Source organism: Haloarcula marismortui ATCC 43049, from assembly GCF_000011085.1.
Taxonomy (GTDB): domain Archaea; phylum Halobacteriota; class Halobacteria; order Halobacteriales; family Haloarculaceae; genus Haloarcula; species Haloarcula marismortui.
The window spans coordinates 2,150,643-2,173,900 of sequence record NC_006396.1 but is presented as its reverse complement, the minus strand read 5'-3'; the positions used below and the strand labels follow the sequence as shown (position 1 = coordinate 2,173,900).

Annotated in this window: 17 protein-coding genes; 12 read left to right on the top strand and 5 right to left on the bottom strand. The window is 63.6% G+C overall.

The genetic code is table 11. The features are described from left to right. Nucleotide 1 precedes the first annotated feature (1 nt). From rpoB to RR_RS14835, 4 genes are read left to right on the top strand one after another with little or no spacing between them, the layout of a single operon-like run. Nucleotides 2-1,828, top strand: a complete 1,827-nt coding sequence (gene rpoB, locus RR_RS14850) for a DNA-directed RNA polymerase subunit B (RefSeq protein ID WP_004959111.1) — start codon at nucleotides 2-4, stop codon at nucleotides 1,826-1,828. Next, nucleotides 1,825-4,734 carry a DNA-directed RNA polymerase subunit A' gene (locus tag RR_RS14845; RefSeq protein ID WP_011224224.1) on the top strand — a complete coding sequence of 970 codons (2,910 nt, stop codon included), beginning with the start codon at nucleotides 1,825-1,827 and terminating at the stop codon, nucleotides 4,732-4,734. The genes rpoB and RR_RS14845 overlap by 4 nt, the downstream gene beginning before the upstream one ends. 2 nt (nucleotides 4,735-4,736) lie before the next feature. Further along, on the top strand, nucleotides 4,737-5,924 hold the full coding sequence (rpoA2, locus tag RR_RS14840) for a DNA-directed RNA polymerase subunit A'' (RefSeq protein WP_005537132.1): 1,188 nt from the start codon (nucleotides 4,737-4,739) through the stop codon (nucleotides 5,922-5,924). After that, nucleotides 5,924-6,349, top strand: a complete 426-nt coding sequence (locus tag RR_RS14835; RefSeq protein ID WP_004959102.1) for a NusA-like transcription termination signal-binding factor — start codon at nucleotides 5,924-5,926, stop codon at nucleotides 6,347-6,349. Before rpoA2 ends, RR_RS14835 begins: the two co-directional genes overlap by 1 nt. A 57-nt stretch (nucleotides 6,350-6,406) precedes the next feature. Here the strand turns inward: RR_RS14835 and RR_RS14830 are convergent, their stop codons facing one another. Then, the gene (locus RR_RS14830) at nucleotides 6,407-8,794 is read right to left on the bottom strand and encodes a methyl-accepting chemotaxis protein (protein WP_011224223.1); all 2,388 of its coding nucleotides are present in this window, start codon (nucleotides 8,792-8,794) and stop codon (nucleotides 6,407-6,409) included. 471 nt (nucleotides 8,795-9,265) lie between these two features. Between RR_RS14830 and RR_RS14825 the strand changes: the two genes are divergently transcribed. From RR_RS14825 to RR_RS14800, 6 genes are all read left to right on the top strand, one after another. Continuing rightward, nucleotides 9,266-9,694 carry a 30S ribosomal protein S12 gene (locus tag RR_RS14825; RefSeq protein ID WP_004515440.1) on the top strand — a complete coding sequence of 143 codons (429 nt, stop codon included), beginning with the start codon at nucleotides 9,266-9,268 and terminating at the stop codon, nucleotides 9,692-9,694. Nucleotides 9,695-9,696: 2 nt separating this feature from the next. Then, entirely contained in the window at nucleotides 9,697-10,317 is a 621-nt protein-coding gene (locus RR_RS14820) for a 30S ribosomal protein S7 (RefSeq protein WP_011224222.1), read from the top strand. A gap of 49 nt (nucleotides 10,318-10,366) precedes the next feature. Then, entirely contained in the window at nucleotides 10,367-11,749 is a 1,383-nt protein-coding gene (locus tag RR_RS14815) for a PQQ-dependent sugar dehydrogenase (protein ID WP_011224221.1), read from the top strand. A gap of 74 nt (nucleotides 11,750-11,823) precedes the next feature. Continuing rightward, complete coding sequence (locus tag RR_RS14810) at nucleotides 11,824-12,405, top strand: biotin transporter BioY (protein ID WP_011224220.1); 582 nt, start codon at nucleotides 11,824-11,826, stop codon at nucleotides 12,403-12,405. Continuing rightward, nucleotides 12,402-13,106 carry an energy-coupling factor ABC transporter ATP-binding protein gene (locus RR_RS14805; protein WP_007189411.1) on the top strand — a complete coding sequence of 235 codons (705 nt, stop codon included), beginning with the start codon at nucleotides 12,402-12,404 and terminating at the stop codon, nucleotides 13,104-13,106. The genes RR_RS14810 and RR_RS14805 overlap by 4 nt, the downstream gene beginning before the upstream one ends. Then, nucleotides 13,100-13,810 carry an energy-coupling factor transporter transmembrane component T family protein gene (locus RR_RS14800; RefSeq protein WP_011224219.1) on the top strand — a complete coding sequence of 237 codons (711 nt, stop codon included), beginning with the start codon at nucleotides 13,100-13,102 and terminating at the stop codon, nucleotides 13,808-13,810. The genes RR_RS14805 and RR_RS14800 overlap by 7 nt, the downstream gene beginning before the upstream one ends. A 15-nt stretch (nucleotides 13,811-13,825) precedes the next feature. Here the strand turns inward: RR_RS14800 and RR_RS14795 are convergent, their stop codons facing one another. The 3 genes from RR_RS14795 to RR_RS14785 all read right to left on the bottom strand — a co-directional run bounded on the left by RR_RS14795 (nucleotide 13,826) and on the right by RR_RS14785 (nucleotide 19,177). Beyond that, the gene (locus tag RR_RS14795; RefSeq protein WP_011224218.1) at nucleotides 13,826-16,969 is read right to left on the bottom strand and encodes a PAS domain S-box protein; all 3,144 of its coding nucleotides are present in this window, start codon (nucleotides 16,967-16,969) and stop codon (nucleotides 13,826-13,828) included. Nucleotides 16,970-17,122: 153 nt separating this feature from the next. Further along, a complete protein-coding gene (locus tag RR_RS14790; protein WP_004959085.1) occupies nucleotides 17,123-17,917 on the bottom strand; it encodes a DUF5781 family protein in 795 nt (264 codons plus the stop codon). A gap of 66 nt (nucleotides 17,918-17,983) precedes the next feature. Beyond that, nucleotides 17,984-19,177 (bottom strand): trans-sulfuration enzyme family protein, encoded by a 1,194-nt coding sequence (locus RR_RS14785; protein WP_004959083.1) that lies wholly within the window; start codon nucleotides 19,175-19,177, stop codon nucleotides 17,984-17,986. 203 nt (nucleotides 19,178-19,380) lie between these two features. Here RR_RS14785 and RR_RS14780 point away from each other — a divergent pair, with 203 nt between their 5' ends. After that, on the top strand, nucleotides 19,381-21,567 hold the full coding sequence (locus RR_RS14780) for an elongation factor EF-2 (RefSeq protein WP_004959082.1): 2,187 nt from the start codon (nucleotides 19,381-19,383) through the stop codon (nucleotides 21,565-21,567). Between the two features lie 196 nt (nucleotides 21,568-21,763). Here RR_RS14780 and RR_RS14775 read toward each other — a convergent pair whose 3' ends face one another. After that, nucleotides 21,764-22,816 carry a peptidase gene (locus RR_RS14775; RefSeq protein WP_049939181.1) on the bottom strand — a complete coding sequence of 351 codons (1,053 nt, stop codon included), beginning with the start codon at nucleotides 22,814-22,816 and terminating at the stop codon, nucleotides 21,764-21,766. A 151-nt stretch (nucleotides 22,817-22,967) separates the two neighbouring features. Here RR_RS14775 and RR_RS14770 point away from each other — a divergent pair, with 151 nt between their 5' ends. Beyond that, entirely contained in the window at nucleotides 22,968-23,189 is a 222-nt protein-coding gene (locus RR_RS14770) for a hypothetical protein (RefSeq protein ID WP_049939005.1), read from the top strand. The last annotated feature ends 69 nt before the right edge of the window (nucleotides 23,190-23,258 follow it).

Below are 23,258 nucleotides of genomic sequence, written 5' to 3'. Positions count from 1 at the left end.
TATGAGTCAGGGACGCGAAGCCAAGGTATACGTAAACGGTAGTCTGGTTGGGACACATCCCGACCCGGAACAGCTCGCAGAACAGGTACGACAGGCGCGACGACGGGGGGACGTCTCCCAGATGGTCAACGTCTCGGTCAAGAACCGGACCGGGGAAGTCATCATCAACGCCGACGCTGGCCGTGCCCGACGCCCGCTGCTGGTCGTCGAGGACGGCGAGCCGCTGATGACCGACGAGGAGGTCGAGCAGGTCAAAGAGGGCGAGCTCGAATTCGAAGAGCTCGTCGAACGCGGCCTCGTTGAGTTCATCGACGCCGAGGAAGAGGAGGACATCCTCGTCGGTGTCGACGAGGGCGAACTCACCGACAACCACACGCACCTGGAAGTCGACCCGCAGCTGATGTTCGGTATCGGTGCCGGGATGATTCCCTACCCCGAACACAACGCCTCGCCCCGGATTACGATGGGGTCGGGGATGATCAAGCAGTCGCTTGGCCTGCCGTCGGCGAACTACCGAATTCGCCCGGACACGCGCCAGCACCTGCTGCACTACCCGCAGCTGTCGATGGTCAAGACCCAGACCACCGAACAGATCGGCTACGACGACCGCCCCGCGGCACAGAACTTCGTCGTTGCCGTCATGAGCTACGAGGGGTTCAACATCGAGGACGCACTCGTGATGAACCAGGGGTCGGTCGACCGCGCGCTCGCCCGTTCACACTTCTTCCGTACCTACGAGGGCGAGGAACGGCGCTACCCCGGCGGTCAGGAGGACCGCTTCGAGATTCCTGACGACGAGGTTCGTGGCGCACGCGGCGAGGAAGCGTACACGCACCTCGACGACGATGGCCTCGTCAACCCCGAAACGAAGGTCGGCGAGAACGCCGTCCTGCTCGGCAAGACCAGCCCGCCCCGGTTCCTCGAAGAGCCGGACGACATGGGCGGTCTCTCACCGCAGAAACGTCGGGAGACGAGCGTGACGATGCGCTCGGGCGAATCCGGCGTCGTGGACACGGTCACGCTAATGGAAGGCGAGGACGGCTCGAAACTTTCGAAGGTCTCTGTGCGTGACGAGCGCATCCCCGAACTCGGGGACAAGTTCGCGTCACGGCACGGCCAGAAGGGTGTCGTCGGCCACATCGCCCCGCAGGAGGACATGCCCTTCACCGAGGAGGGTGTCGTCCCGGACCTCATCATCAATCCGCACGCACTGCCGTCGCGGATGACCGTCGGCCACATCCTTGAGATGATTGGCGGAAAGGTCGGTGCGCTCGAAGGCCGCCGCGTCGACGGTACCGCCTTCACCGGCGAGGACGAGGATGAACTCCGTGGCTCGCTTGAAGAGCACGGCTTCGACTCTAGCGGCAAGGAGACGATGTACTCCGGTGTGACCGGTGAGAAGATCGACGCGGAGATCTTCGTCGGCGATATTTTCTACCAGAAGCTGTACCACATGGTCTCGAACAAGCTGCACGCCCGTTCGCGCGGGCCGGTGCAGGTCCTCACCCGCCAGCCGACCGAGGGGCGCGCCCGCGAAGGTGGCCTGCGTGTGGGTGAGATGGAACGGGACGTGCTCATCGGGCACGGTGCGGCGATGGCGCTCAAGGAGCGCCTGCTCGATGAGTCCGACCGCGAGTGGATCAACGTCTGTGGACAGTGTGGGATGACCGCCGTCGAGAACGTCGAGCAACGGCGCATCTACTGTCCGAACTGCGAGGAGGAGACCGACATCCACGAGGTCGAGATGTCCTACGCGTTCAAGCTCCTACTCGACGAGATGAAGGCGCTCGGAATCGCCCCGCGGATCGAACTGGAGGACGCAGTATGAGCTCACAACAGACACCCCAGGAAATCGGGCAGCTCAGCTTCGGGCTGATGGACCCAGAGGAGTACCGAGAGATGTCGGCCACGAAAGTGATTACGGCCGACACGTACGACGACGACGGCTTCCCCATCGACATGGGGCTGATGGACCCGCGACTCGGTGTCATCGACCCCGGTCTAGAGTGTAAGACCTGCGGGAAACACAGCGGGTCGTGTAACGGCCACTTCGGCCACATCGAACTCGCTGCGCCCGTCATCCACGTCGGGTTCGCGAAGCTCATCCGCCGACTCCTGCGCGGGACCTGCCGGGAGTGCTCCCGGCTCTGTCTCGACGAGCACGAGCGCGACGAGTTCGCTGACCGACTGACACGGACCCAGGACCTCGGTCGCGACCTCAACGACGTGACCAAGGCCGCCATCCGGCAGGCCCGCAAGAAGGACCGCTGTCCGTTCTGTGGCGAGAAGCAGTACGATATCAAACACGAGAAGCCGACCACCTACTACGAGGTGCAGGACGTGCTGGCCTCGGACTACCCCGAGCGGATCGCCGCCGCGATGGAGGAGTCCGAGGACCCGATCTCGCCCATCGAGCTCTCCGAAGAAACCGGCATCGACAGCAGCCGCGTTCAGGAGATTCTCAGCGGCGAGTTCCGACCCCGGCAGGAGGACCGCAAGGCCCTAGAGAAGGCGTTGTCGGTTGACCTGACCGAGGAGGACATGAACAAGCTCATGCCCAGCGATATCCGAGACTGGTTCGAGGACATCCCGGACGAGGACATCGAAGTGCTGGGGATGAAACCGGCCCGCTCCCGACCGGAGTGGATGATTCTGACGGTGCTGCCGGTGCCGCCGGTCACCGCTCGCCCCTCGATTACGCTGGACAACGGCCAGCGCTCCGAGGACGACCTCACCCACAAGCTTGTGGACATCATCCGCATCAACCAGCGGTTCATGGAGAACCGCGAGGCGGGTGCGCCACAGCTGATTATCGAGGACCTCTGGGAACTGCTGCAGTACCACGTCACCACCTTCATGGACAACGAGATTTCGGGCACGCCGCCGGCGCGACACCGCTCCGGCCGGCCGCTGAAGACCCTCTCCCAGCGCCTGAAAGGCAAGGAGGGCCGATTCCGTGGGTCGCTGTCCGGGAAACGCGTGAACTTCTCCGCTCGGACCGTCATCTCGCCGGACCCGACGCTCTCGCTGAACGAGGTCGGTGTGCCGGACCGGGTCGCCAAGGAGATGACCCAGACGATGAACGTCACCGAGCGCAACCTTGAGGAAGCGCGACGGTACGTCTCCAACGGGCCTGAAGCCCACCCCGGCGCGAACTACGTCAAGCGGCCGGACGGCCGCCGACTGAAGGTGACCGAGAAGAACTGCGAGGAACTCGCGGAGAAGGTCGAAGCGGAGTGGGAAGTGTCCCGCCATCTGGTCGACGGTGACATCATCATCTTCAACCGCCAGCCGTCGCTGCACCGGATGTCCATCATGGCCCACGAGGTCGTCGTGATGCCGTACAAGACGTTCCGGCTGAACACGACGGTCTGTCCGCCGTACAACGCTGACTTCGACGGGGACGAGATGAACATGCACGCCCTGCAAAACGAGGAGGCCCGGGCCGAAGCCCGCGTCCTCATGCGCGTGCAGGAACAGATGCTCTCCCCGCGCTTCGGCGAGAACATCATCGGCGCGATTCAGGACCACATCAGCGGGACCTACCTGCTGACCCACACCAATCCGAAGTTCAACGAGACGCAGGCGCTTGACCTGCTCCGGGCGACCCGCATCGACGAGCTGCCCGAGGCCGACGGCGTCGACGAGGGCGGCGAGGAGTACTGGACCGGCCGCTCGCTGTTCTCGGAGCTGCTGCCGGACGACCTGAATCTGGAGTTCACGTCCTCTGCTGGCGACACTGTCGTCGTCGAGGACGGCCAGATGACTGGCGGCACTATCGACGAGGACGCCGTCGGGGCCTTCGGCGGCGAAATCGTCGACACCATCGCCAAGGACTACTCGCGGACCCGTGCCCGGATTCTCGTCAACGAGGTCTCGGCGCTGGCGATGCGGTCGATCATGCACTTCGGGTTCTCCATCAGCATCGACGACGAGTCTATCCCACGAGAAGCGGAAGAGCAGATCAACGACGCCATCGACAGCGCGTACGACCGCGTCGAGGAACTCATCGAGACCTACGACCGCGGCGAACTCGAATCGCTGCCTGGCCGGACCGTCGATGAGACGCTCGAAATGAAGATCATGCAGACGCTGGGCAAGGCGCGTGACTCCGCCGGTGACATCGCCGAGGACCACTTTGGCGAAGACAACCCGGCCGTCATCATGGCCGAATCCGGTGCGCGTGGGTCGATGCTGAACCTGACCCAGATGGCCGGCTGTGTCGGCCAGCAGGCAGTCCGTGGCGAGCGGATCAACCGTGGCTACGAGAACCGAACCCTCTCACACTTCGAGGAGAACGACCTGTCGGCCGACGCCCACGGCTTCGTGGAGGCCTCCTACCGCTCCGGGCTCGGCCCGAAGGAGTTCTTCTTCCACGCCATGGGTGGCCGCGAGGGGCTGGTCGATACGGCCGTCCGGACGTCGAAGTCCGGGTACCTGCAGCGCCGGCTCATCAACGCCCTGTCTGAACTCGAAACGCAGTACGACGGGACCGTCCGGGACACTTCGGACACCATCGTCCAGTTCGAGTTCGGCGAGGACGGCACGTCGCCGGTCGACGTGTCCTCGAATCAGGACGGGGACATCGTGGATGTCGAACAGATCGCCGACAGCGTCCTCGACGAGGAGTTCGAGAGCGAGAAGCAAAAAGAGAGCTTCCTCGGGACCCGCACCGAGCGGACCAACCTCTCGGAGCACGCGGACGACTGGTGGATGGCCGAGGGTGACGACTAACAATGACAGCACACGACGTATCAGCAGACATCGAAGCCGTCGTCGAGGACACTGAGCTGCCGCGACGGCTGAAAGACGAAGTGTACAGCACCATCGAGGAACGTGGCGTCGGCGTCGACGACGCCGACCGCATCGCCAAGGCCGTCGAGACCCGCTACCTCGACACGCGCGTCGACCCACTTGACCCGGTCGGGACCGTCTCGGCTCAGTCCATCGGCGAACCGGGAACGCAGATGACGATGAACACGTTCCACTACGCGGGGGTCGCCGAGATCGACGTGACACAGGGCCTGCCACGGCTCATCGAGCTGGTGGACGCCCGGAAGACGCCGGACACCCCGATGATGACGGTCCACCTTGATGAGGAGTACGCGACGGACCGCGAGCGCGCCCACGAGGTCGTCTGGAAGATCGAGGCGACGCGCATCCTCGCGCTGGGTGACATCTCGACGAACGTCGCGGACATGCTCGTCGAGATCGACCTCAACGAGGACACGCTGCTGGAGCGGTGGCCGACGGTCAACGACACGGACGCCATCGCCGAGGAGATCGCCGAGACCATCGAATCGAATCTCGGCGTCTCGACCCGGCAGGCCGGCACGCTCATCGAGTTCGGCCCGGAGGAACCCAGCTACCGCGACCTCTTGCAGCTGGTCGAGGAGCTACGGGAGATCGTCTTCAAGGGGATCGAGGAGATCACCCGCGTCGTTATCCGCAAGGAGGAGACGGACAACGGCGAGGAGTTCGTCCTCTACACCGAGGGCTCGGACTTCGGCGAAGTGCTGGACATCGAGGGCGTCGACGCCTCCCGGACGACGTGTAACAACATCCACGAGATCTACCGGGAACTCGGCGTCGAAGCGGCCCGCGAGACGCTCATCAACGAGACGATGAACACGCTCGAAGAGCAGGGGCTTGACGACGTGAACGTCCGGCACCTGATGCTCGTGGCCGACATCATGACCAACGAGGGGACTATCGAGTCCATCGGCCGCCACGGCATCTCGGGGTCGAAAGACTCCGTGCTCGCCCGTGCAGCGTTCGAGGTGACGGTTAATCACCTGCTCGACGCCGCCATCCACGGCGAGGTCGACGAACTCGACGGCGTCACGGAGAACGTCATCGTCGGGAAGCCGATCAAACTCGGCACTGGTGATGTCAACCTCCGGATGGGTACGACTCAGGACTGATGCGGGTCGAACTCTCGGACGAAGCACGTCGACTGGTCGCCCTCTTCGAGGACGAGGCAGCCGTCACCGTCCGGGATTGCGTCGTCGATGAGGACCACGACCAGGTGGTGTATCTGGTCAAACGGGGGCAAATGGCCGACGCCATCGGCCCGGGCGGCCAGACGGTCGAGCGCGTCGAGGAACGCCTTGGCCGCGAGGTCAAACTCGTTGAAGCCGCCGAGACGGCCGAGGACTTCGTGGCTAACGCGCTCGCGCCGGCTGCGGTGTACAACGTCACCGTCTCGGAGAACGACGACACCGTTGCCTACGTCGAAGTGGCACAGGAGGACCGCGGAGCCGCGATCGGCCGTGAAGGGCGTAACATCGATGCCGCCCGGCAACTGGCCAAGCGGCACTTCGAAATCGACGGCATCGAACTGACCTGAGCAGGGCGACCTGTTCAGTTCGCCTTTTTCAAAACCGGACTGGAGAACAACCGCCGTTCAGTCGTCGCCCACTGAGACGTCCGACGCGTCGTGCTCGTACACGTCGGTATCGCTGTGTGTGGTTCCGCTATCGACATCGAACGTCTGCAGGAGTTCGCTGAGGTCGCCAGCCTGATCCGACAGGGATTCGATGCCGCTGGTGACCTCATTGATGGTTGCGGTCTGTTCCTCCGCGGCGGCGGCGACGTTCTCGGCGCTGGACGCGGTTTCCTCGCTGATTGTTCCGACTTCGTCGGTCATCGCCACCACCTCCTCCGTCGTCGCGGCCTGTTCGTCGGTAGCGTCGCTGATGGACTGAATGCCGTCATTGACTTCCTCGACCCGGTCGACAATGGCCTCAAGCGATTCGATTGCGTCGTCGACGGTATCGATGCCGTCCGTGACGGAGTCGCCCATCTGTCTGATGTCGGTCACGGCGTCACCGGTGGTGTCCTGCACGTCCTCGATAACCGTTGAGACCTCTTCGGTGGCCTCGGTCGTCTCCTGGGCGAGGCCTTTGATTTCATCGGCGACGACGGCGAACCCTTCACCCGCTTCACCGGCTCGGGCGGCCTCGATAGAGGCGTTCAGGGCGAGCATATTGGTCTGCTCGGCGATGTCGTCGATGAGGTCGACGATGTCGCCTATCTGCTCCATCTCGTCGTCGAGCGACTCGACGCGGTCGATTGTTTCGTCTGCTCGCGTCTCGATGTCGTTCATCACTTCGATAGCCTCTGATGCGCGCTCGCTGCCGGTTTCACCGATTTCGGCGGCTTCGTTCGATGTGGTCGCGACTTCGTCGGCCTGTGCTGCGACCTCTTCGACCGTCGCGGAGAGGCCTGACATCTCGTCGACCGTCTCCTCGATGTTCTCGTACTGCGTCTCCGCGCCGTCGGCGATCTCCTGGACGGATTCACTGACCTCCTCGCTGGCGCCACGGACCTCAGTAGCGCTCGCGGTTATCTGGTCGGCGGAGCCGTCGACGTCGTCGGCGAACTCCCGGATTCGCATGACCGTCTGGCCGAGCTGGGCGAGCATATCGTTGAACGCAGCGGCGATGTCGGCCATCGCGTCGTTGTCCGTGTCGGTGTCGAGTCGCTGGGTGAGGTCGCCGTCGGCTGCCTGCCGCATGACGGCCGAGAACTCTTCGGCCTGCTGTTCGAGCGTTCCTGCTATCTCTTCTGCCTCTGCTTTGGACTCTTCGGCCTCCTGCTGGGCCTGTTCGAGGTCGCTGATGAACGATTCGAGGTTCCCGTGCATACTCGATAGCGACGCGCCGAGTTGACCGGGCACGTCCTTGTCGAGCGCCGGGTCGTCGAACGCCTGTCTGGAGAGTGCGTCGGCCTGTGCGGCGACGGTGTCGAGATAGGTCTTCATCTCGTAGAAGGCGTTCTGGACGTCGCCGACCTCGTCGAGGCGGTCAGACTGTTTGATGTCGGTGTCGAAGTTCCCCACTGCGAGGGCTTCCGCCTGCGTCGAGAGCCGTCTGAGCGACTGCATGATGCCACGACCGACGACCACGCCGATGACGGCGAACCCGGCCAGTGAAACACCGATGATGGCGATGAAACTCCCGATAATACTGTCACGCAGTGCGAAGGCGGTCGATTTCGGGGCCTGCTTGACGACGATCCACGGCGTATCATCGACAGACTCCGCGGCGACCAGGTACGGCCCGCTCCGGGCCACGCCGCTGTCTCCCGTTGTAAGTGCGCTCAGGTTGGCGGAGACGTTGTACTGCGTGCCGATGGTCGAGGCGTCCTCGGCGAACTGGACCGTCCCGTCCTGTCGGACAATCCGCGTTTCACCGCCGTCGATGGAGTTGCGGAACTGGGCCGTCCGTGCGGTCACGTTGTGGACCACAACGACCAGTTTGTCGCTCCGGGCGACCGGGCTCGCGAAGGCGATGTATTTCCCTCCGTCGTAGGTGTACACTGTCGACATATCGACCGAGTTCGACCCGGTGACCGAGAGGACCCCGCCCTCCCACTCGAAGTCGTCCGTCCGGAGCGATGTCTGGCGTCGGTCGCTCAGCGACGACTCCTTGATTTCTAGAGTCTCTTCATTGACGTAGTGGATGGCGTACACCGACTCCGGCTGGTAGAACGCTTGCCGCTGTAACGCGCCACGGATCATCGTCGGGCTTCCATCCTGGACGTCGGACAGCGTCGAGAGGGTTCGTGCGGCGTTTCGCTGGCTCCGAACCCAGTCTGCCGTTGTCGTGGCTGTCTGGACGGCCCCGGTCTGCAGTTCGTTCTCGCGCTGTTCTGTCAGTTCGTCTGCAACCGTCCGCTCCGCGGTGACGCTCACACCCGCAACGAGCAGGGCGATACAGAGAATGATAAGCGCCAACTTCCGGAGATACGTTTGCCGGACGACATCTGGGAGACGTTGTTCAAGTTTCATAGCTACTACGGCAGGTCTGTCTGAATAACTCAAGTGCCGCTACTAGAAACCATCTGCCCAGTTATCACACCTGATTCCGTGCACGCGCGCCATCGCCCTGTTAACGGGTTGTGGCACCGGGACCTGTGGCTTCTGAGACACAGACTGTCGGCTGTACGGCTGCGAAGGGGCTTGTCAATTCAGGCTAACACATCCATCGAACCAGTCACCGCCGATAGTGTCAGCCGACTCCGGCGTGCGGTCGAAGTCGTGGTGCGTGGGTTCCCGACGAACAGTGGAAGTGCCGCACTGCGCCTCACACCCGACTGAAACACCGTGCTGACCGCTTCTTTCCCGTTGTCGTGGCACTCCCCTCACGTTATCTGCCGCACTTTTGACCTGTCTATGGCATAGAACGCCACACACACCGGCGCTACCGGCTGAGTCCGAAAGAGGAGTCTTAAGTACCTCCGAAAGGTACCAGTGCCTACTATGGCGAACGGCAAGTACGCCGCGCGCAAGCTCAAGAAGGACCGCCAGAAGCACCGGTGGTCCGACACTGACTACGCGCGTCGCGAACGCGGCCTGGGCAAGAAGTCCGACCCGCTCGAGGGTGCGCCCCAGGGACGAGGTATTGTACTGGAGAAAGTCGGAATCGAGGCCAAGCAGCCTAACTCCGCTATCCGGAAGTGTGTCCGCGTCCAGCTCATCAAGAACGGTAAGCAGGTCACCGCGTTCTGTCCCGGTGACGGCGCTATCTCTTTCATTGACGAGCACGACGAGGTCACGATCGCAGGTATCGGCGGGGCGAAGGGCCGCGCGATGGGCGACCTCTCCGGTGTCAACTACAAGGTCGAGAAGGTCAACGGTGTCTCTCTCATCGAACTCGTTCGCGGGAACGCGGAGAAACCGGTCCGATAACCATGAGTGCAGAAGACACACCTGAGGCTGACGCTGACGCGGCTGAGGAAAGCGAGCCGGAGACGGCCCGTGCGAAGCTGTTCGGCGAGTGGGATATCACGGACATCGAGTACTCCGACCCCTCGACCGAGCGCTACATCACTGTCACGCCGATCGCCCACACGATGGGGCGCCACGCGGACAAGCAGTTCAAGAAAAGCGAGATCAGCATCGTTGAGCGGCTGATCAACCGCCTGATGCAGACTGACGAAAACACGGGCAAGAAACAGCTTGCGACCTCCATCGTCACTGAGGCGTTCGAACTCGTTCACGAGCGCACCGACGAGAACCCGATTCAGGTGCTCGTCAGTGCTGTCGAGAACAGCGCCCCCCGAGAGGAGACCGTCCGCCTGAAATACGGTGGTATCTCGGTCCCGAAGGCCGTCGACGTCGCGCCACAGCGCCGCGTTGACCAGGCCCTGAAGTTCCTCGCTGAGGGCGTCTACGGTGGCTCGTTCAAGACCACCACGACCGCCGCCGAGGCGCTCGCACAGCAGCTCATCGGTGCTGCCAACGACGACGTCCAGACCTACGCGGTCAACCAGAAAGAAGAGAAAGAACGCGTCGCGGCTGCCGCTCGCTAACTCGGCTGTCTCCGACATCTTTATTCTTCCATACTCGGCAGAGAAATCTATGCGAAACCCCTGCCGTGACGCCCGCTCCCGCCGCCAGTATCTCGCCGCGCTTGGCGGTATCGGGGCGACCGCACTGGCCGGTTGTCGCGGTGAGTCCGGGACACAGACGGAGCCTCCGGATCCGACGCCAACAACCACAACGGCGGCAGGCCCGACTCGGGCGCTAGATCGCTACGACGTATCCCTTAGCCACGAGCGTAGCCAGTTATCCGACACCAACTGGACGGCCCCGACCACGTCGCCAACGGACACGCCGCTCGCCACCGAACCACTCATCGAGGATCTGGAGATCCCGTGGGACCTCTCATTTGCCGCTGACGGCACGCTATTTCTCACTGAGCGGGTCGGTCGCGTTCTCTCGTTTGTGGACGGCAGCGTCCGAACAGTCACCGAACCGGCGGCAGTCATCGACGCGGAGTCGAGCGACGACGGCTGGTGGGTCACCGGCGGTGAGGGCGGCACGCTCGGCGTTGCCGCACATCCAACGTATCCCGATCCGCCGGTGGTGTACGTCTACTACACGACGATGACTGACGACGACGAGCGGGTCAATCGGGTCGTCGCAATGGACGTGTCGGCCGAGGACCCGGCTGCCACGGAGTCCGTCCTCGTCGACAACATTCCCGGGAGCAAGATACACAACGGCGGGCGGCTCACGTTCGGCCCCGAGAACTACCTCTGGATTACGACGGGGGACGCGGGCGACGGCGAACTGTCTGCCGACACCGACTCGCTCGGCGGGAAGGTCCTCCGCGTGACGCCTGCGGGGGACCCCGCTCCCGGGAACCCGGAGCTGGGCGGGGACCCGCGGGTGTTCACCTACGGCCACCGGAACCCACAGGGACTGGCCTGGCTCCCCGACGGAACGCTCGTCGCCTCCGAGCACGGCCCGACCGGGCGGGACGAACTCAACCGCCTCGAAGCTGGGGGCTACTACGGCTGGCCCGACACTCGCAAGCACGCGGAGTACCTCGATGCTGACCCCGAGGTCCGCCGGCCGCTCGCCAACACGGGCAACACTGGTGGGTGGGCACCCTCTGGCTCGCTGTTTTACACTGGCGATGCCGTGCCCTCGCTCCGGAACCGACTGCTCACCGGCGGCCTGAATGGGCAGACACTCCTCGTGACGACGCTAACACCGGCCGGTGCGGACCTGCCACCGGGTGCCGACGCCGAGGTGTATGACGCGGACTGGACCGACGACGCCTACACCGCGACGACCCACTCCCTGCTGGCCAACGAAATCGGTCGGATTCGCCACGTTGAGCAGGGGCCAGACGGCGGGCTGTATCTCGTTACGTCGAACCGCGACGGGCGGGCTGGCGACGGCTTCCCGCGGGAGCACGACGACGAGCTCGTCCGCGTCTCCCCGGCCGAGTGAGCGACGCGCGCGCCCAGCGGAAACGCGCTCCGTGAACCACTGGCTATATTTCGGTTGACGAGAGAGAGAGACCCATGGCAACAGAGCAATCCGTCGACCTTGTTGATGACGACACTGTGGGCTTGTTCACGAAGGCGGTGCTGCTCGCGGCGCTGACCGCGGCGCTCGCACAGATATCTATCCCGCTCCCGGGGACGCTGCCGCCGTTCTCGCTGCAGCCCTTCGGGATGTTCTTCGCCGGCCTGCTACTGGGGCCGCTGTGGGGCGGCGTTGCCCTGCTGTTGTACGTCCTTGTCGGTATCGCCGGCGCGCCGGTGTTCTCGAACGCGAACGCGGGCCTGGGCTACGTCATCGCCGGGCAGGGGACCGGTGGCTTCCTCGTCGGCTTCCTCGTCGGTGCGGTCGTCGCTGGCGCTATCGCACACCGGAGCCTAGCGCCGAAACCGGTCGCTGACCTCTCTGTTCCGGTGCAGGTCGTCGCGTTCGCCGCAGCAATCGCCGTCGTGTACGCTATCGGCATCCCGTGGCTGGCAGTGGTCACCGGACTGCCGCTCGCTCGCGCCGCGGCTGTCATGGCTCCGTACATTCCGCTTGACCTCCTGAAGCTCGGTATCGCGATCGCCATCGTGCAGGGTGGGTATCTCGCCGGTCGATGATCGAGGTCAGCGACCTGCGCTATCGGTACGGCGATGTCGATGTTCTTGACGGGGTCACGCTGTCGATACCTGATGGCCAGTACTGTCTGCTCGTCGGCCCGAACGGGAGCGGCAAGACGACGCTCGTCCGGCATCTCAACGCCCTGCTGACCCCCGACGCCGGAACGGTCACCGTCGACGGGACGGACGTGACGGACGACCCCGTCGTCGCCCGGACACGTATCGGGATGGTGTTCCAGCACCCACGCGACCAGTTCGTTGCTGCGACCGTGGCGGCTGACGTGGCCTTCGGCCCGGAGAATCTTGGGCTCGACAGGGCAGAAATCGACCGCCGAGTCGAAACGGCGCTTGACGCTGTCGACCTCGGTGATGCCGCCGAGAGCCGTATTGACGCCCTCTCCGGCGGCGAGCAGGCCCGCGTCGCCATTGCCGGGGCACTCGCCATGGAGCCGGACTACCTCGTGCTCGATGAACCGCTCGTCGGGCTCGACTGGCCGGCACGGAAGTCAGTACTCGACCACCTCGATGCGCTGGTCGCTGATGGCACGGGCGTCATCGTCGTCACCCACGACCTCCGGGACCTCCACGAGCGGGCCGACCGTCTCGTCGCGCTGCACGCGGGGGAAGTCGTTCTCGACGCGTCGCCAGCCGAAGCGCTCGATGCCCTCCCGGACCTCGGCATCCGAGACCCGCGATGTTGAGCTACCGGCCCGGTTCGACGTTCGCGCATCGGCTGGACCCGCGGTCGAAGCTGCTGGTCCAGTTCGGGCTCGCTATTGCCGCTGTCGCCCACCCCACGCTCCTGTGGCTTATCGGGACGACCGCGTTTGCGCTGGGCACGCTCGCGGCGGCGCGACTCTCGCCGCTGGCCGTCCTGCGCTCCTATCGGGTTGTCCTTGCTGTGCTGGCGCTGGCCCCGTTCGTCGCCGGCGTAGCGCTTGGCCCACCGTGGTTTCGAGTCGACCCGGCGCTGCGCTCGGCGTTGCACGTCGGGCGCATCCTCCCGGTGTTGCTCGTCAGCGCCGCCTACCTCACGTCGACGCCGGTTCGGGACACGCGGGCGGCGGTCCAGCGTCTGATACCCGGAAAACCCGGCCAGATTCTCGGCATTGGGATGGCGCTCGTCGTCCGATTGTTCCCGCTGGTGCTCGCTGACGTTCGCGAGGTGCGCGACGCGATCCACGCCCGTGGTGGCGAGGCTCGCCCGCTACGGGACCGCGCTCGGCTGCTCGCCGTCCGGTCGCTAGAACGGACGCTCGACCGCTCGGACCGGCTTTCTGTCGCCCTGCGAGCTCGCTGTTTCGCGTGGAACCCGACACTTCCGCCGCTTGCCTTTGACCGACGCGACTACCCGGTGCTCGCCGTCGGCATCGCGCTGGCGGCGTCGCCGCTCATTCCGATGTAGCTGTTCGACACTCTCTCACTCGACGATATCGACACCGGTAATTTCGAACCGTGCGCCGCCCTCGCTACTCTCGCCGATGGTCACCGTCCAGTCGTGGGCGTCGGCGATCTCCGCGACGATCCAGAGCCCGAATCCAGTTCCGGCGTCCGACGTCGAGTATCCGGTCTCGAACGCGCGCGACCGGTCTTCCTCGTCGATACCCTCGCCGTTGTCCTCGACGTAGAAGCCGTCGTCAAGATCGCCGAGCGTGACGGTCACGTCGTTGCCGCCGTGTTCCACGCTGTCGTCGGCCCCCGGCCGACTGCTTGTGGAGCCATGCTCCACACTGTTGCTGAACAGGTTCTCGAGCAGTTGTTCTAATCGGCTCCTGTCGGCACGAACGATGGCGTCCGTCTCGACAGTGAGTTCGGCCTCGTTGGTTTCGACGTTGTGCCAGCACTGCTCGGCCGCATCCGAGAGCGCCACTACGCCGGTGTCAACCGCCGACTGCTCGTCGCGTGCAGCCGCGAGCAGGTCGTCGATGAGCGTCCGCATCCGCGCGAGTGCGTCGCTGGCGCTGTCGAGGTGCTCACTGTCGTATTCCTGCTGGGCCAGTTCGATGCGTCCCTCGGCGACAGATAGCGGGTTCCTGAGGTCGTGGCTGACGATGCTGGTGAACTCTTCGAGGCGCTCGTTGGTCTCCTCCAGTTCCTGTTCGCGGCGCTTGCGCTCGGTGATGTCACGGTCGATACCGAGTGCCCGAACCGGTGTCCCGTCGCTATCGGATTCGACGCGCCCTTTCGCCTCCATCCAGCGAACCTCGCCGTCACGGATGATCCGGAACTCGGCTTCGTACATTCCGGTCTCGGCCGCCGATTCGATGCGGGTCGCCACCTCCGCCTGATCCTCGGGATGGACCAGCGGTAAAAACTCGTCCAGCGACTCGATGTCAGTGCCATACAGCGTCTCGGACCCGGGGTAGTACGCCAGGTCGCCGGACTCGAACTCTCGGTCCCAGACGACCGTCTTGGTCGTCTCTAGCGCGATCTCCATTCGTTCGCGCGCGCCCTCAAGTTCGCGCTCCCGGAGCTTTCGGTCGGTGATGTCCTGGACAGAGCCCCGGAGTTTGACAACGTCGCCGTTCTCGGTGACCGGTTTACACAGCGCGCGAACCCATCGGTAGTGGTCGCCGTCGCCGATACGCACCTCCATGTCGTACCCCTCGGCCGTTTCTATCGCCCGATGGAACTCAGTCCTGACAGTTTCCCTGTCGTCGGGGTGGTACAGATCGATGATAGAGTCGATTCTCAGTTCGTCGTCCGGCGTCAGCCCGTGTATCCGGTAAAACTCGCTTGTTACCGTCATTTCGGGGGGGTCGCTCGTCACGTCTACCTCCCAACCGCCGACGCTTGCGATTCGCTGAGCCTGGCCGAGAAGTTCCTTCGTCCGCGTAAGTTCCTGTTCGCGTGCCTGCCGTTCAGTGATGTCTCGGCCGATGCCGGCGAGCATCGGATTCCCGTCGGGGTCCTCGACACGGGTCGCCGTGAATTCGTGCGGGATCTGGTCCCCCGATTTCGTTATAAACGGCACTTCCACGCGGGTGGTCCCGCCCTCAAACACCGATTCGATAGCGGCCGAAACGAGGTCTCGATACTCCTCTGGGAAGAACTCGGCACCGTGAGTCCCGGCTACTTCCGCGGCTGAGTAACCGGTCACGTTTAGCAGACTCTCGTTCCAGCGCCGGAAGCAGCCGTCGCTGTCGAGGACGTAGAACACGTCGTCGATGGCATCCAGCATCTCGTCGGTGTACTCCTTGTATCGTTCGAGGCGCTGCTCGCGCTGCTGGCGTTCGAGTTCGTAGCTCACCCACTGCGTTGCGAGATGGACGAACGTCTTCTCCTCCTCTGTGAATGGGCTCTTTCGGGGTGAGCGGTCGACGAAACAGAGCGTCCCTGAATGCGCGTTACAGACACGGACCTCGCTGCTGATGTACGTCTCGTATTCCCAGCGGTCGTATGCCGGGTCCGAGGCCCACCCCTCTTCGGACGCTTCCGCGATTGCCATGACGCTCCCTGTGTCAATCATCTTCCGGCAGTACGCCTCCGACAGCGGTGTGACGGTTCCTGGCTTGAGCCGTTCGTCGCTCCCGCTCGCATAGCGGACGGTGAACTCGTCGCGGTCAGTATCGTTCGCGGACAGGAACGCGCCAGCGGTCCCAAGGCGCTCCCGACCGAGGTCCAAAACCGCCTGTATCTTCTCTTCAAACGAGGCGTCGGGGTCGGCGCTGATCTCGTAGAGCTTCCGGAGCGTCTGGTTGTGCTCAGTGAGCTGGTTCTTGGTGGCTTCGAGTTCGCGCTCGTGGTTCCGACGCTCGGTGATGTCACGAGCGAATCCGGCCACGCGAACTGTCTCGCCGGCATCGTTCGTGATCGGCTCGCCCTGTATCCAGACCCACCGTTGATACTCCTCTGTTGCGTTGACACGGCACTCGACGTCAGCCGACTCGCCGTCCATGAGGCTCTGCATCGTGTCTTTCATCAGTTCGCGGTCCTCGGGATGGATACCGTTCAGGAAGTCGTGGGGGTTCTCCCGGAGCTTGGCGACTGACCGTCCCCAGATGTCCTCGTAGGCGGAGTTGATGACAAGAACCTCGCTCAGGTCGGCTGTGAACTCCCAGAGGATATCGTTGGTCGCTTCCGTGAGTTCGCGGACGCGGCGCTCTGACTTGGCGGCCTGTTGCTTCGCGCGATACTCGGAGACCGCGTTTTCGATGCGGTTCGCCAGCAGTTCGTACACCTCGACACCGAACGACTTCTGCAAATAGTCGGTTACGCCCACCGAGATGGCTTCGCTGGCTACCTCTTCGCTCCCTTTGCCGGTGAACAGAATGAACGGTAGATCCGGGTTTGTCTCCCGAATCGCATCGAGCAGTTCGACGCCGTTCATCTTGGGCATATCGTAGTCGGAGACGACAGCATCGAACCCGTTCTGGGCGAGCCGGTCGAGCCCGTCTCGTGCGCTAGTCGCGGTTTCAACGGAGATTCGGTCGTCCGCGGCCTCTAGAGAATCCGCTGCGACAGCCACGAAGTCGGGGTCGTCATCGATGTGTAGTACCCGAATTCGGTCGCCGACAACATCGGTACCCCCGCCGAGATGCCGACCACGAAGCGCCTCGGTCATAGTCAACTAGTTCACAAGTCCACGCAAAAACAGTTCTGCCCGCTACTCTACGTTTGCGCGTGAGCGAAGCCTGCAGTCAATGATGACGAGAGCGTCACCTGTGTGTGACAACAACGGACCGTCAGCGACCCGATAGGACAGGGATATTCGGCTTCAGTCTGCTGCGCGGCTGCCGCCGCCAGCGTATGCGCGAGTCACGTCGACGAGCGCCTTCCGGAACTCGGACTCATCTGGCTCGGGCGAGAGTGCTGCGAAGTGGCGCTTGAACTCCGTCAGATCGACTGATTCGGCGTCCTGGGCCGCGGCATGGGCGAGGTCGTACAGCCGGTGGTCTGTCTCGACCAGGTCGTGGCGTTCACACAGCGCAAGGGCGAACGCTGCGTTGACGGCCGTGATATCCGGGTCTGCAGCGGGCGTCAGCCGCGCGGCCGGTTCGCTTGGCTGTCGCACCCGGGTTGACGATGTCGAGCGGTCCCACGTCGGTGGGTCGCCGGGCCGGTCCGCGACGGCAGCCGCGAGGCTGGCTTCCAGAAACGGCACCAGTTTGTCGCCGGGCACCACTGGCATCCAGATATCGTCGGCGTAGACGTCTTTCATGTGGTTGGCGATCTGGTAACAGTGCGTGAGCTTTCGCTGTTCGACCGAACGCCCTGCCAGCGCGAGGTAGATGGCTTCTCGCGTCGATTGTGTGTGCGATGGATGCCCGCATTCGTGGTGGTGCATGTGTGCGTACTCGTGTAACGCCAGCTCGCGGGCCATCGCGCTCGTCGCGGCCTGACGGGAGATTGTCAGCCGGTGGGCGTCGTCGCTGTGGCTGACGCGGGTACGTTCATCAGGGTCCTCCCGGACCCGGACTGTCACTGGTCGTTTCAGGTCGTGTTCCGTCGAGAAGAGGTCCCTCGCTCCGAGAAACGGTTCGGCCGGCCCACCCTGCACGTGCACGTCCATGTGTCACTTTCTCATGGGCCACAGAGCTATTAATCCACGGGTGGGGGCAGCGTTCGCACGCAGCGCTCAGGACTCAAGCGCCGCGAAACCGCGCTCCAGATCCGCCCGGAGGTCCTCGACATCCTCGATACCGACTGAAAGGCGGATGAGCGTATCAGAGATGCCGAGTTCGTCCCGCGCCGCCGGTGAGAGCGGTTCGTGCGTCATCGCCGCCGGAAGCTCCGCCAGGCTTTCGACGCCGCCAAGGCTGACTGCCAGCGTCACCGTCTCTAGAGCTTCGAGAAATTGTTTTGCGTCGGCCATGTCTCCGGCCAGTTCGAACGAGAGCACGCCGCCAAAGCCCTGCATCTGCTCGCGAGCGAGGTCGTGCTGCGGGTGGCTCTCTAACCCTGGGTAGTGGACCGTTTCGACGTGCTCGTGGTCGTCGAGGTACTGCGCAAGGGCCATGGCGTTGTTCTCGTGGCGAGTCATCCGAACGCCCAGCGTTTTGATGCCCCGCGAGATGAGATAGCTGTCGAACGGGGCGAGCATATTCCCGAGGGCGATTTGCTGGCGGAACTCTACCCGCTCGGCGACCTCGGGGTCGTCGGTAATCAATGCGCCGCCAACAGCATCGCTGTGGCCGTTGAGGTACTTCGTTGTGCTGTGGACCACGAGGTCCGCACCGAGCGACAGCGGCTGTTGGAAGTACGGACTCGCGAAGGTGTTGTCGACCCCGACCGTCGCGTCGTAGTCGGCGGCGACGGCCGCAATCGCATCGATATCACACAGTTTGATGCGTGGGTTCGTTGGTGTCTCGACCCAGACTAGCTCTGTTGCCGGCGTCATCGCGGCCGCTACAGCGTCGGCATCAGTCGCATCGACGAACTCCACGTCGACACCAAGCTGGTCCCGGAACAGCGTTTCGAACATCCGGCGCGTGCCCGCGTACAGGTCATCAAACGCAACGACATGGTCGCCCGGCTCGACCAGTGAGAGCACCGCTGTTGCAACGGCTGCTGTCCCCGAACTGAACGCATAGGCCCGCTCGCCGCCTTCGAGCGCGGCTAACTCCTGTTCGAGGCCGTGTCGTGTCGGGTTCGACAGCCGCGAGTAGAGAAACTCCCCGTCCCCGGGGTTGATGTCTTCTAGAGACAGGTCCGTGTCGAGCCCGGCCAGTTCGTAGGTCGAGGAGAGATGTATCGGGAGCGTGACATCCCCTGCTGCTGACGTCGTCTCAGTATCGACTGCGATTGTGTCGAGGTGTGGACGTCGAGTCATACGCTCCCGTCTGCTGGCTGGCGCTAATACCTTTGCAATCATTACTCATCTGCCTGCAAATAATTATAATCGCTGCGCATACCTCTCTGGCTACCGACGGGCCGGAATGCCAGACCATGCCACGCGAACGGCCGAATTTCGAGCGGTCACGGCCGTAGTGAAACACTATCCTTTTGACCCTGCTGTTGATAGAAAGCTGTATAATGGGCCGACGTAAGAAAATCGTCCAAGAATGTGAGACACTGATGGACGATCCGGAGCACATCCGGAACATCGCCATCGCTGCTCACGTCGATCACGGAAAGACGACACTGACAGACAATCTGCTGGCCGGTGCCGGCATGATTTCTGACGACACTGCCGGCGAACAGCTGGCGATGGACACCGAAGAAGACGAACAGGAACGTGGGATCACCATCGACGCGGCTAACGTTTCGATGACCCACGAGTACGAGGACCAGAACCACCTCATCAACCTTATCGACACCCCTGGCCACGTCGACTTCGGTGGCGACGTGACCCGCGCGATGCGTGCCGTCGACGGCGCGCTGGTGGTCGTCGACGCCGTCGAGGGCGCGATGCCCCAAACCGAGACGGTGCTCCGGCAGGCGCTCCGCGAGGGCGTCAAGCCGACGCTGTTCATCAACAAGGTCGACCGCCTCATCTCCGAACTTCAGGAAGGCCCTGAAGAGATGCAGAAGCGCCTGCTCGCGGTCATCCAGGACGTCAACGACCTCATCCGCGGCATGACCGAGGAGATGGACGACATCGAGGACTGGACGGTCTCCGTCGAGGAAGGGACCGTCGGCTTCGGCTCCGCGCTGTACAAGTGGGGTGTCTCGATGCCGTCGATGCAGCGGACCGGCATGGACTTCGGCGAAATCATGGAGCTCGAACGTGCGGACAACCGCCAGGAACTCCACGAGCGCACGCCGCTGTCCGACGTGGTGCTCGACATGGTGTGTGAGCACTTCCCCAACCCTGTCGACGCCCAGCCGATGCGCGTTCCGCGTATCTGGCGTGGTGACGCCGAATCCCAGCTCGCTGACGACATGCGGCTGGTCAACGAGGACGGCGAAGTCGTCCTGATGGTTACTGACATCGGTGTCGACCCTCACGCCGGCGAAATCGCCGCCGGGCGTGTCTTCTCCGGCACGCTGGAGAAGGGTCAGGAGCTGTACGTCTCCGGGACTGCGGGCAAGAACCGCATCCAGAGCGTCGGCATCTACATGGGTGGCGAGCGCGAGGAAGTCGACCGCGTCCCCGCCGGAAATATCGCCGCCGTCACGGGCCTCAAGGACGCCATCGCTGGCTCCACCGTCTCAAGCGAGGAGATGACGCCGTTCGAGTCCATCGAGCACATCTCGGAGCCGGTCATCACGAAGTCCGTCGAGGCACAGAACATGGACGACCTGCCGAAGCTCATCGAGACGCTCCAGCAGGTCGCCAAGGAAGACCCGACCATTCAGGTCGAAATTAACGAGGATACCGGCGAGCACCTCATCTCCGGGCAGGGTGAACTCCACCTAGAAGTCATCGGTCAGCGTATCGAGCGCAATCAGGGCATCCCGATCAACACCGGTGAGCCGATTGTTGTCTACCGCGAGGCCCCGCAGGAAGACAGCCGCGAAGTCGAAGGTCGGTCGCCAAACAACCACAACCGCTTCTACATCAGCATCGAGCCGCTCGGCGAGGACATCGTCGAGACGATCAAGATGGGCGAGGCGTCGATGGACATGCCGGAACTGGAGCGCCGTGAAGCGCTGCAGGAGGCCGGTATGGACAAGGACGACTCCCAGAACATCGAGCACATCCACGGGACCAACATCCTGCTTGATGAGACGAAGGGTATCCAGCACCTCAACGAGACGATGGAGCTCGTCATCGAAGGTCTCGAAGAGGCCCTCGACGACGGTCCGCTCGCGTCCGAGCCGGTCCAGGGGTCGCTCATCCGTCTCCACGACGCCCGCCTCCACGAGGACGCCATCCACCGCGGTCCGGCCCAGGTTATCCCGGCCGTCCGCGAGGCTGTGCACAACTCCCTCATTGACGCCAGCATCAAGCTGCTGGAGCCGATTCAGCAGGTCCGCATCGACGTGCCCAACGACCACATGGGCGCTGCGAGCGGCGAGATTCAGGGTCGCCGTGGCCGCGTCGACGACATGTACCAGGAAGGCGACCTGATGGTCGTCGAAGGCGTCGCCCCGGTTGACGAGATGATCGGCTTCTCCTCCGACATCCGCTCCGCGACCGAGGGCCGTGCCTCCTGGAACACCGAAAACGCCGGCTTCCAGGTCCTTGCCGACAATCTCCAGCCCGACAAGATCAGCGAGATCCGAGAGCGCAAGGGGATGAAGCAGGAACTGAACCCGGCCATCGACTACTTCTAAGTACCTTTTTACTTCGTCGGGTTTCCTCGCGCCGCCGACGGCGGCGCTGCGGGAACCACTCCTCGTAAAAATCTACGCTAAAAACGACCTCCGAGTCGCGCTCTGCGAGCGCGCTCGGAGCGAAACCGCGCGCCGCCGGCGCGCGGTATGCCGTCTGCCCGCTTTCTCTTGTCTCTCCCCCGCTACAGGACTGCTCTCATTCTCCCGCTTGTTCCCGTAACCGGTCGATTCGGTTCCCCAGCGGTGGCGATTTCGAGAACGGGTTCGCGAGTCGTCGTCGGGGCGGCTCCATGTCGTGGACGTCGGCGTACCGTTCGAGGGCGTCCGCGACGGTATCCGGGCCAACGCCCTCGGCCGCGTAGTCGTCGGCTGCCCGGACGCCGCGGCGAGTGACCCACAGGGTGACGACGAGCAGTCCGAGACTCGCGCCGACAAGGGGCCACAGCGGGCCGATGTCAGCCAGTGCCGCGAACACCGGGACCAGCGCGATGAGCAGGCCACCGATAAGTCGAGCACGCACGCGGGCCTCCTGACGGCCAGCCTGAACTGCGAGCAGGGCCGTTGCCATCTCGTCGTCAAACACGTCGAGGAACGTGCTCGTCACGAACAGGCGACGGTAGCCCGGGGCTCCACGGACAATCACGTTCGCGGTTCCTTCCTGTTCGGTGTCAAGCACCCGAACGTCGCGGACGGTCAGTCCTGCGCGCTCCCGGAGTCGGTTCAGTGTTTCCGTCGTCTGGTCGTCCGGCGTATCTACCGACCGCACTAGTGGGATAAACCACGGGGCAATGACCTGTACGCCGATGCCGAAAGCGGCAAGAAGTGCCAACAGCGCGACTGACGACAGTCCGGCCTCAAGCGGTGCGACGACGACAGTCACCAGCACGGTGATTCCGAGGATGTACCGACCCATCCGGATGACCGCCTGACTGGTCGATAGTTTGATCTCCCGAACGCTGCGGATGCCCGGGACAGCTGGCGCGTAGGCGGCCAGCCCGACGAGACCAGCTGCGAGCAGTTCGGCGAACGTCGCTAGCACCGCTCCGACGACTCCGGTCTGTCCGCCGGCAATTAAGTGGCCGAGTCCAAGTAACAGAAAGACGACGTACGACAGCAGCGTGAACGGGAGAACGATACCGAGCAACAACTGCCGGTATCTGACGACGGGGTTCGAGAGGCGCTGTACGACCGTGCTTCCGATCCCGCCGATGCCTGCTCCGACGACAGCGAACAGTCCGAAGACGAGCAACGCTGCGCCTGTCGACACTGATGTAGCTTGGAGGGCGTACACATACGACTCCCTCTGCCCTGAGCCAAAAAAACGTAGCGTTCACCTGTCTGTATCCGGCACGAGCGTGGTTTGCCCCACGTTTAGGTCCATCGGCGCTGAACAGAGCGGTATGAGCGACCGCCTGCATCAGATTGTGGACCTTCTCGTGGCTGCTATCATCGCCGGCACGTCGACGTTCATCTGGAGTTTCGTTCTGCCGACGGGGCTGGCGCTGACGCTTGCGGGGATGTTCGCGGCGATGTACTACTTCTCACGTAACCCCTGGGGGTCGCCTCGCGGCGAGGCGTACAACGAGTGGATCGATGACCTGTATGACCGGTTTCTGCCCTGAGACCAAACGAACGGTTTCTTATACGTGCCCCTGCTGAGTCATCCACAATGAGCCGAGATACTCAGGAGG

Excerpts from the sequence above, each read along its gene's own strand:
- rpoA2 (WP_005537132.1), top strand. The coding sequence starts at position 4,737 with ATGACAGCACACGACGTATCAGCAGACATCGAAGCCGTCGTCGAGGAC.
- RR_RS14845 (WP_011224224.1), top strand. The coding sequence starts at position 1,825 with ATGAGCTCACAACAGACACCCCAGGAAATCGGGCAGCTCAGCTTCGGG.
- RR_RS14815 (WP_011224221.1), top strand. The coding sequence starts at position 10,367 with ATGCGAAACCCCTGCCGTGACGCCCGCTCCCGCCGCCAGTATCTCGCC.
- RR_RS14800 (WP_011224219.1), top strand. The coding sequence starts at position 13,100 with ATGTTGAGCTACCGGCCCGGTTCGACGTTCGCGCATCGGCTGGACCCG.
- RR_RS14835 (WP_004959102.1), top strand. The coding sequence starts at position 5,924 with ATGCGGGTCGAACTCTCGGACGAAGCACGTCGACTGGTCGCCCTCTTC.
- RR_RS14825 (WP_004515440.1), top strand. The coding sequence starts at position 9,266 with ATGGCGAACGGCAAGTACGCCGCGCGCAAGCTCAAGAAGGACCGCCAG.
- RR_RS14810 (WP_011224220.1), top strand. The coding sequence starts at position 11,824 with ATGGCAACAGAGCAATCCGTCGACCTTGTTGATGACGACACTGTGGGC.
- RR_RS14770 (WP_049939005.1), top strand. The coding sequence starts at position 22,968 with ATGAGCGACCGCCTGCATCAGATTGTGGACCTTCTCGTGGCTGCTATC.
- RR_RS14795 (WP_011224218.1), bottom strand. The coding sequence starts at position 16,969 with ATGACCGAGGCGCTTCGTGGTCGGCATCTCGGCGGGGGTACCGATGTT.
- RR_RS14830 (WP_011224223.1), bottom strand. The coding sequence starts at position 8,794 with ATGAAACTTGAACAACGTCTCCCAGATGTCGTCCGGCAAACGTATCTC.
- RR_RS14780 (WP_004959082.1), top strand. The coding sequence starts at position 19,381 with ATGGGCCGACGTAAGAAAATCGTCCAAGAATGTGAGACACTGATGGAC.
- RR_RS14790 (WP_004959085.1), bottom strand. The coding sequence starts at position 17,917 with ATGGACGTGCACGTGCAGGGTGGGCCGGCCGAACCGTTTCTCGGAGCG.
- rpoB (WP_004959111.1), top strand. The coding sequence starts at position 2 with ATGAGTCAGGGACGCGAAGCCAAGGTATACGTAAACGGTAGTCTGGTT.
- RR_RS14805 (WP_007189411.1), top strand. The coding sequence starts at position 12,402 with ATGATCGAGGTCAGCGACCTGCGCTATCGGTACGGCGATGTCGATGTT.
- RR_RS14820 (WP_011224222.1), top strand. The coding sequence starts at position 9,697 with ATGAGTGCAGAAGACACACCTGAGGCTGACGCTGACGCGGCTGAGGAA.
- RR_RS14785 (WP_004959083.1), bottom strand. The coding sequence starts at position 19,177 with ATGACTCGACGTCCACACCTCGACACAATCGCAGTCGATACTGAGACG.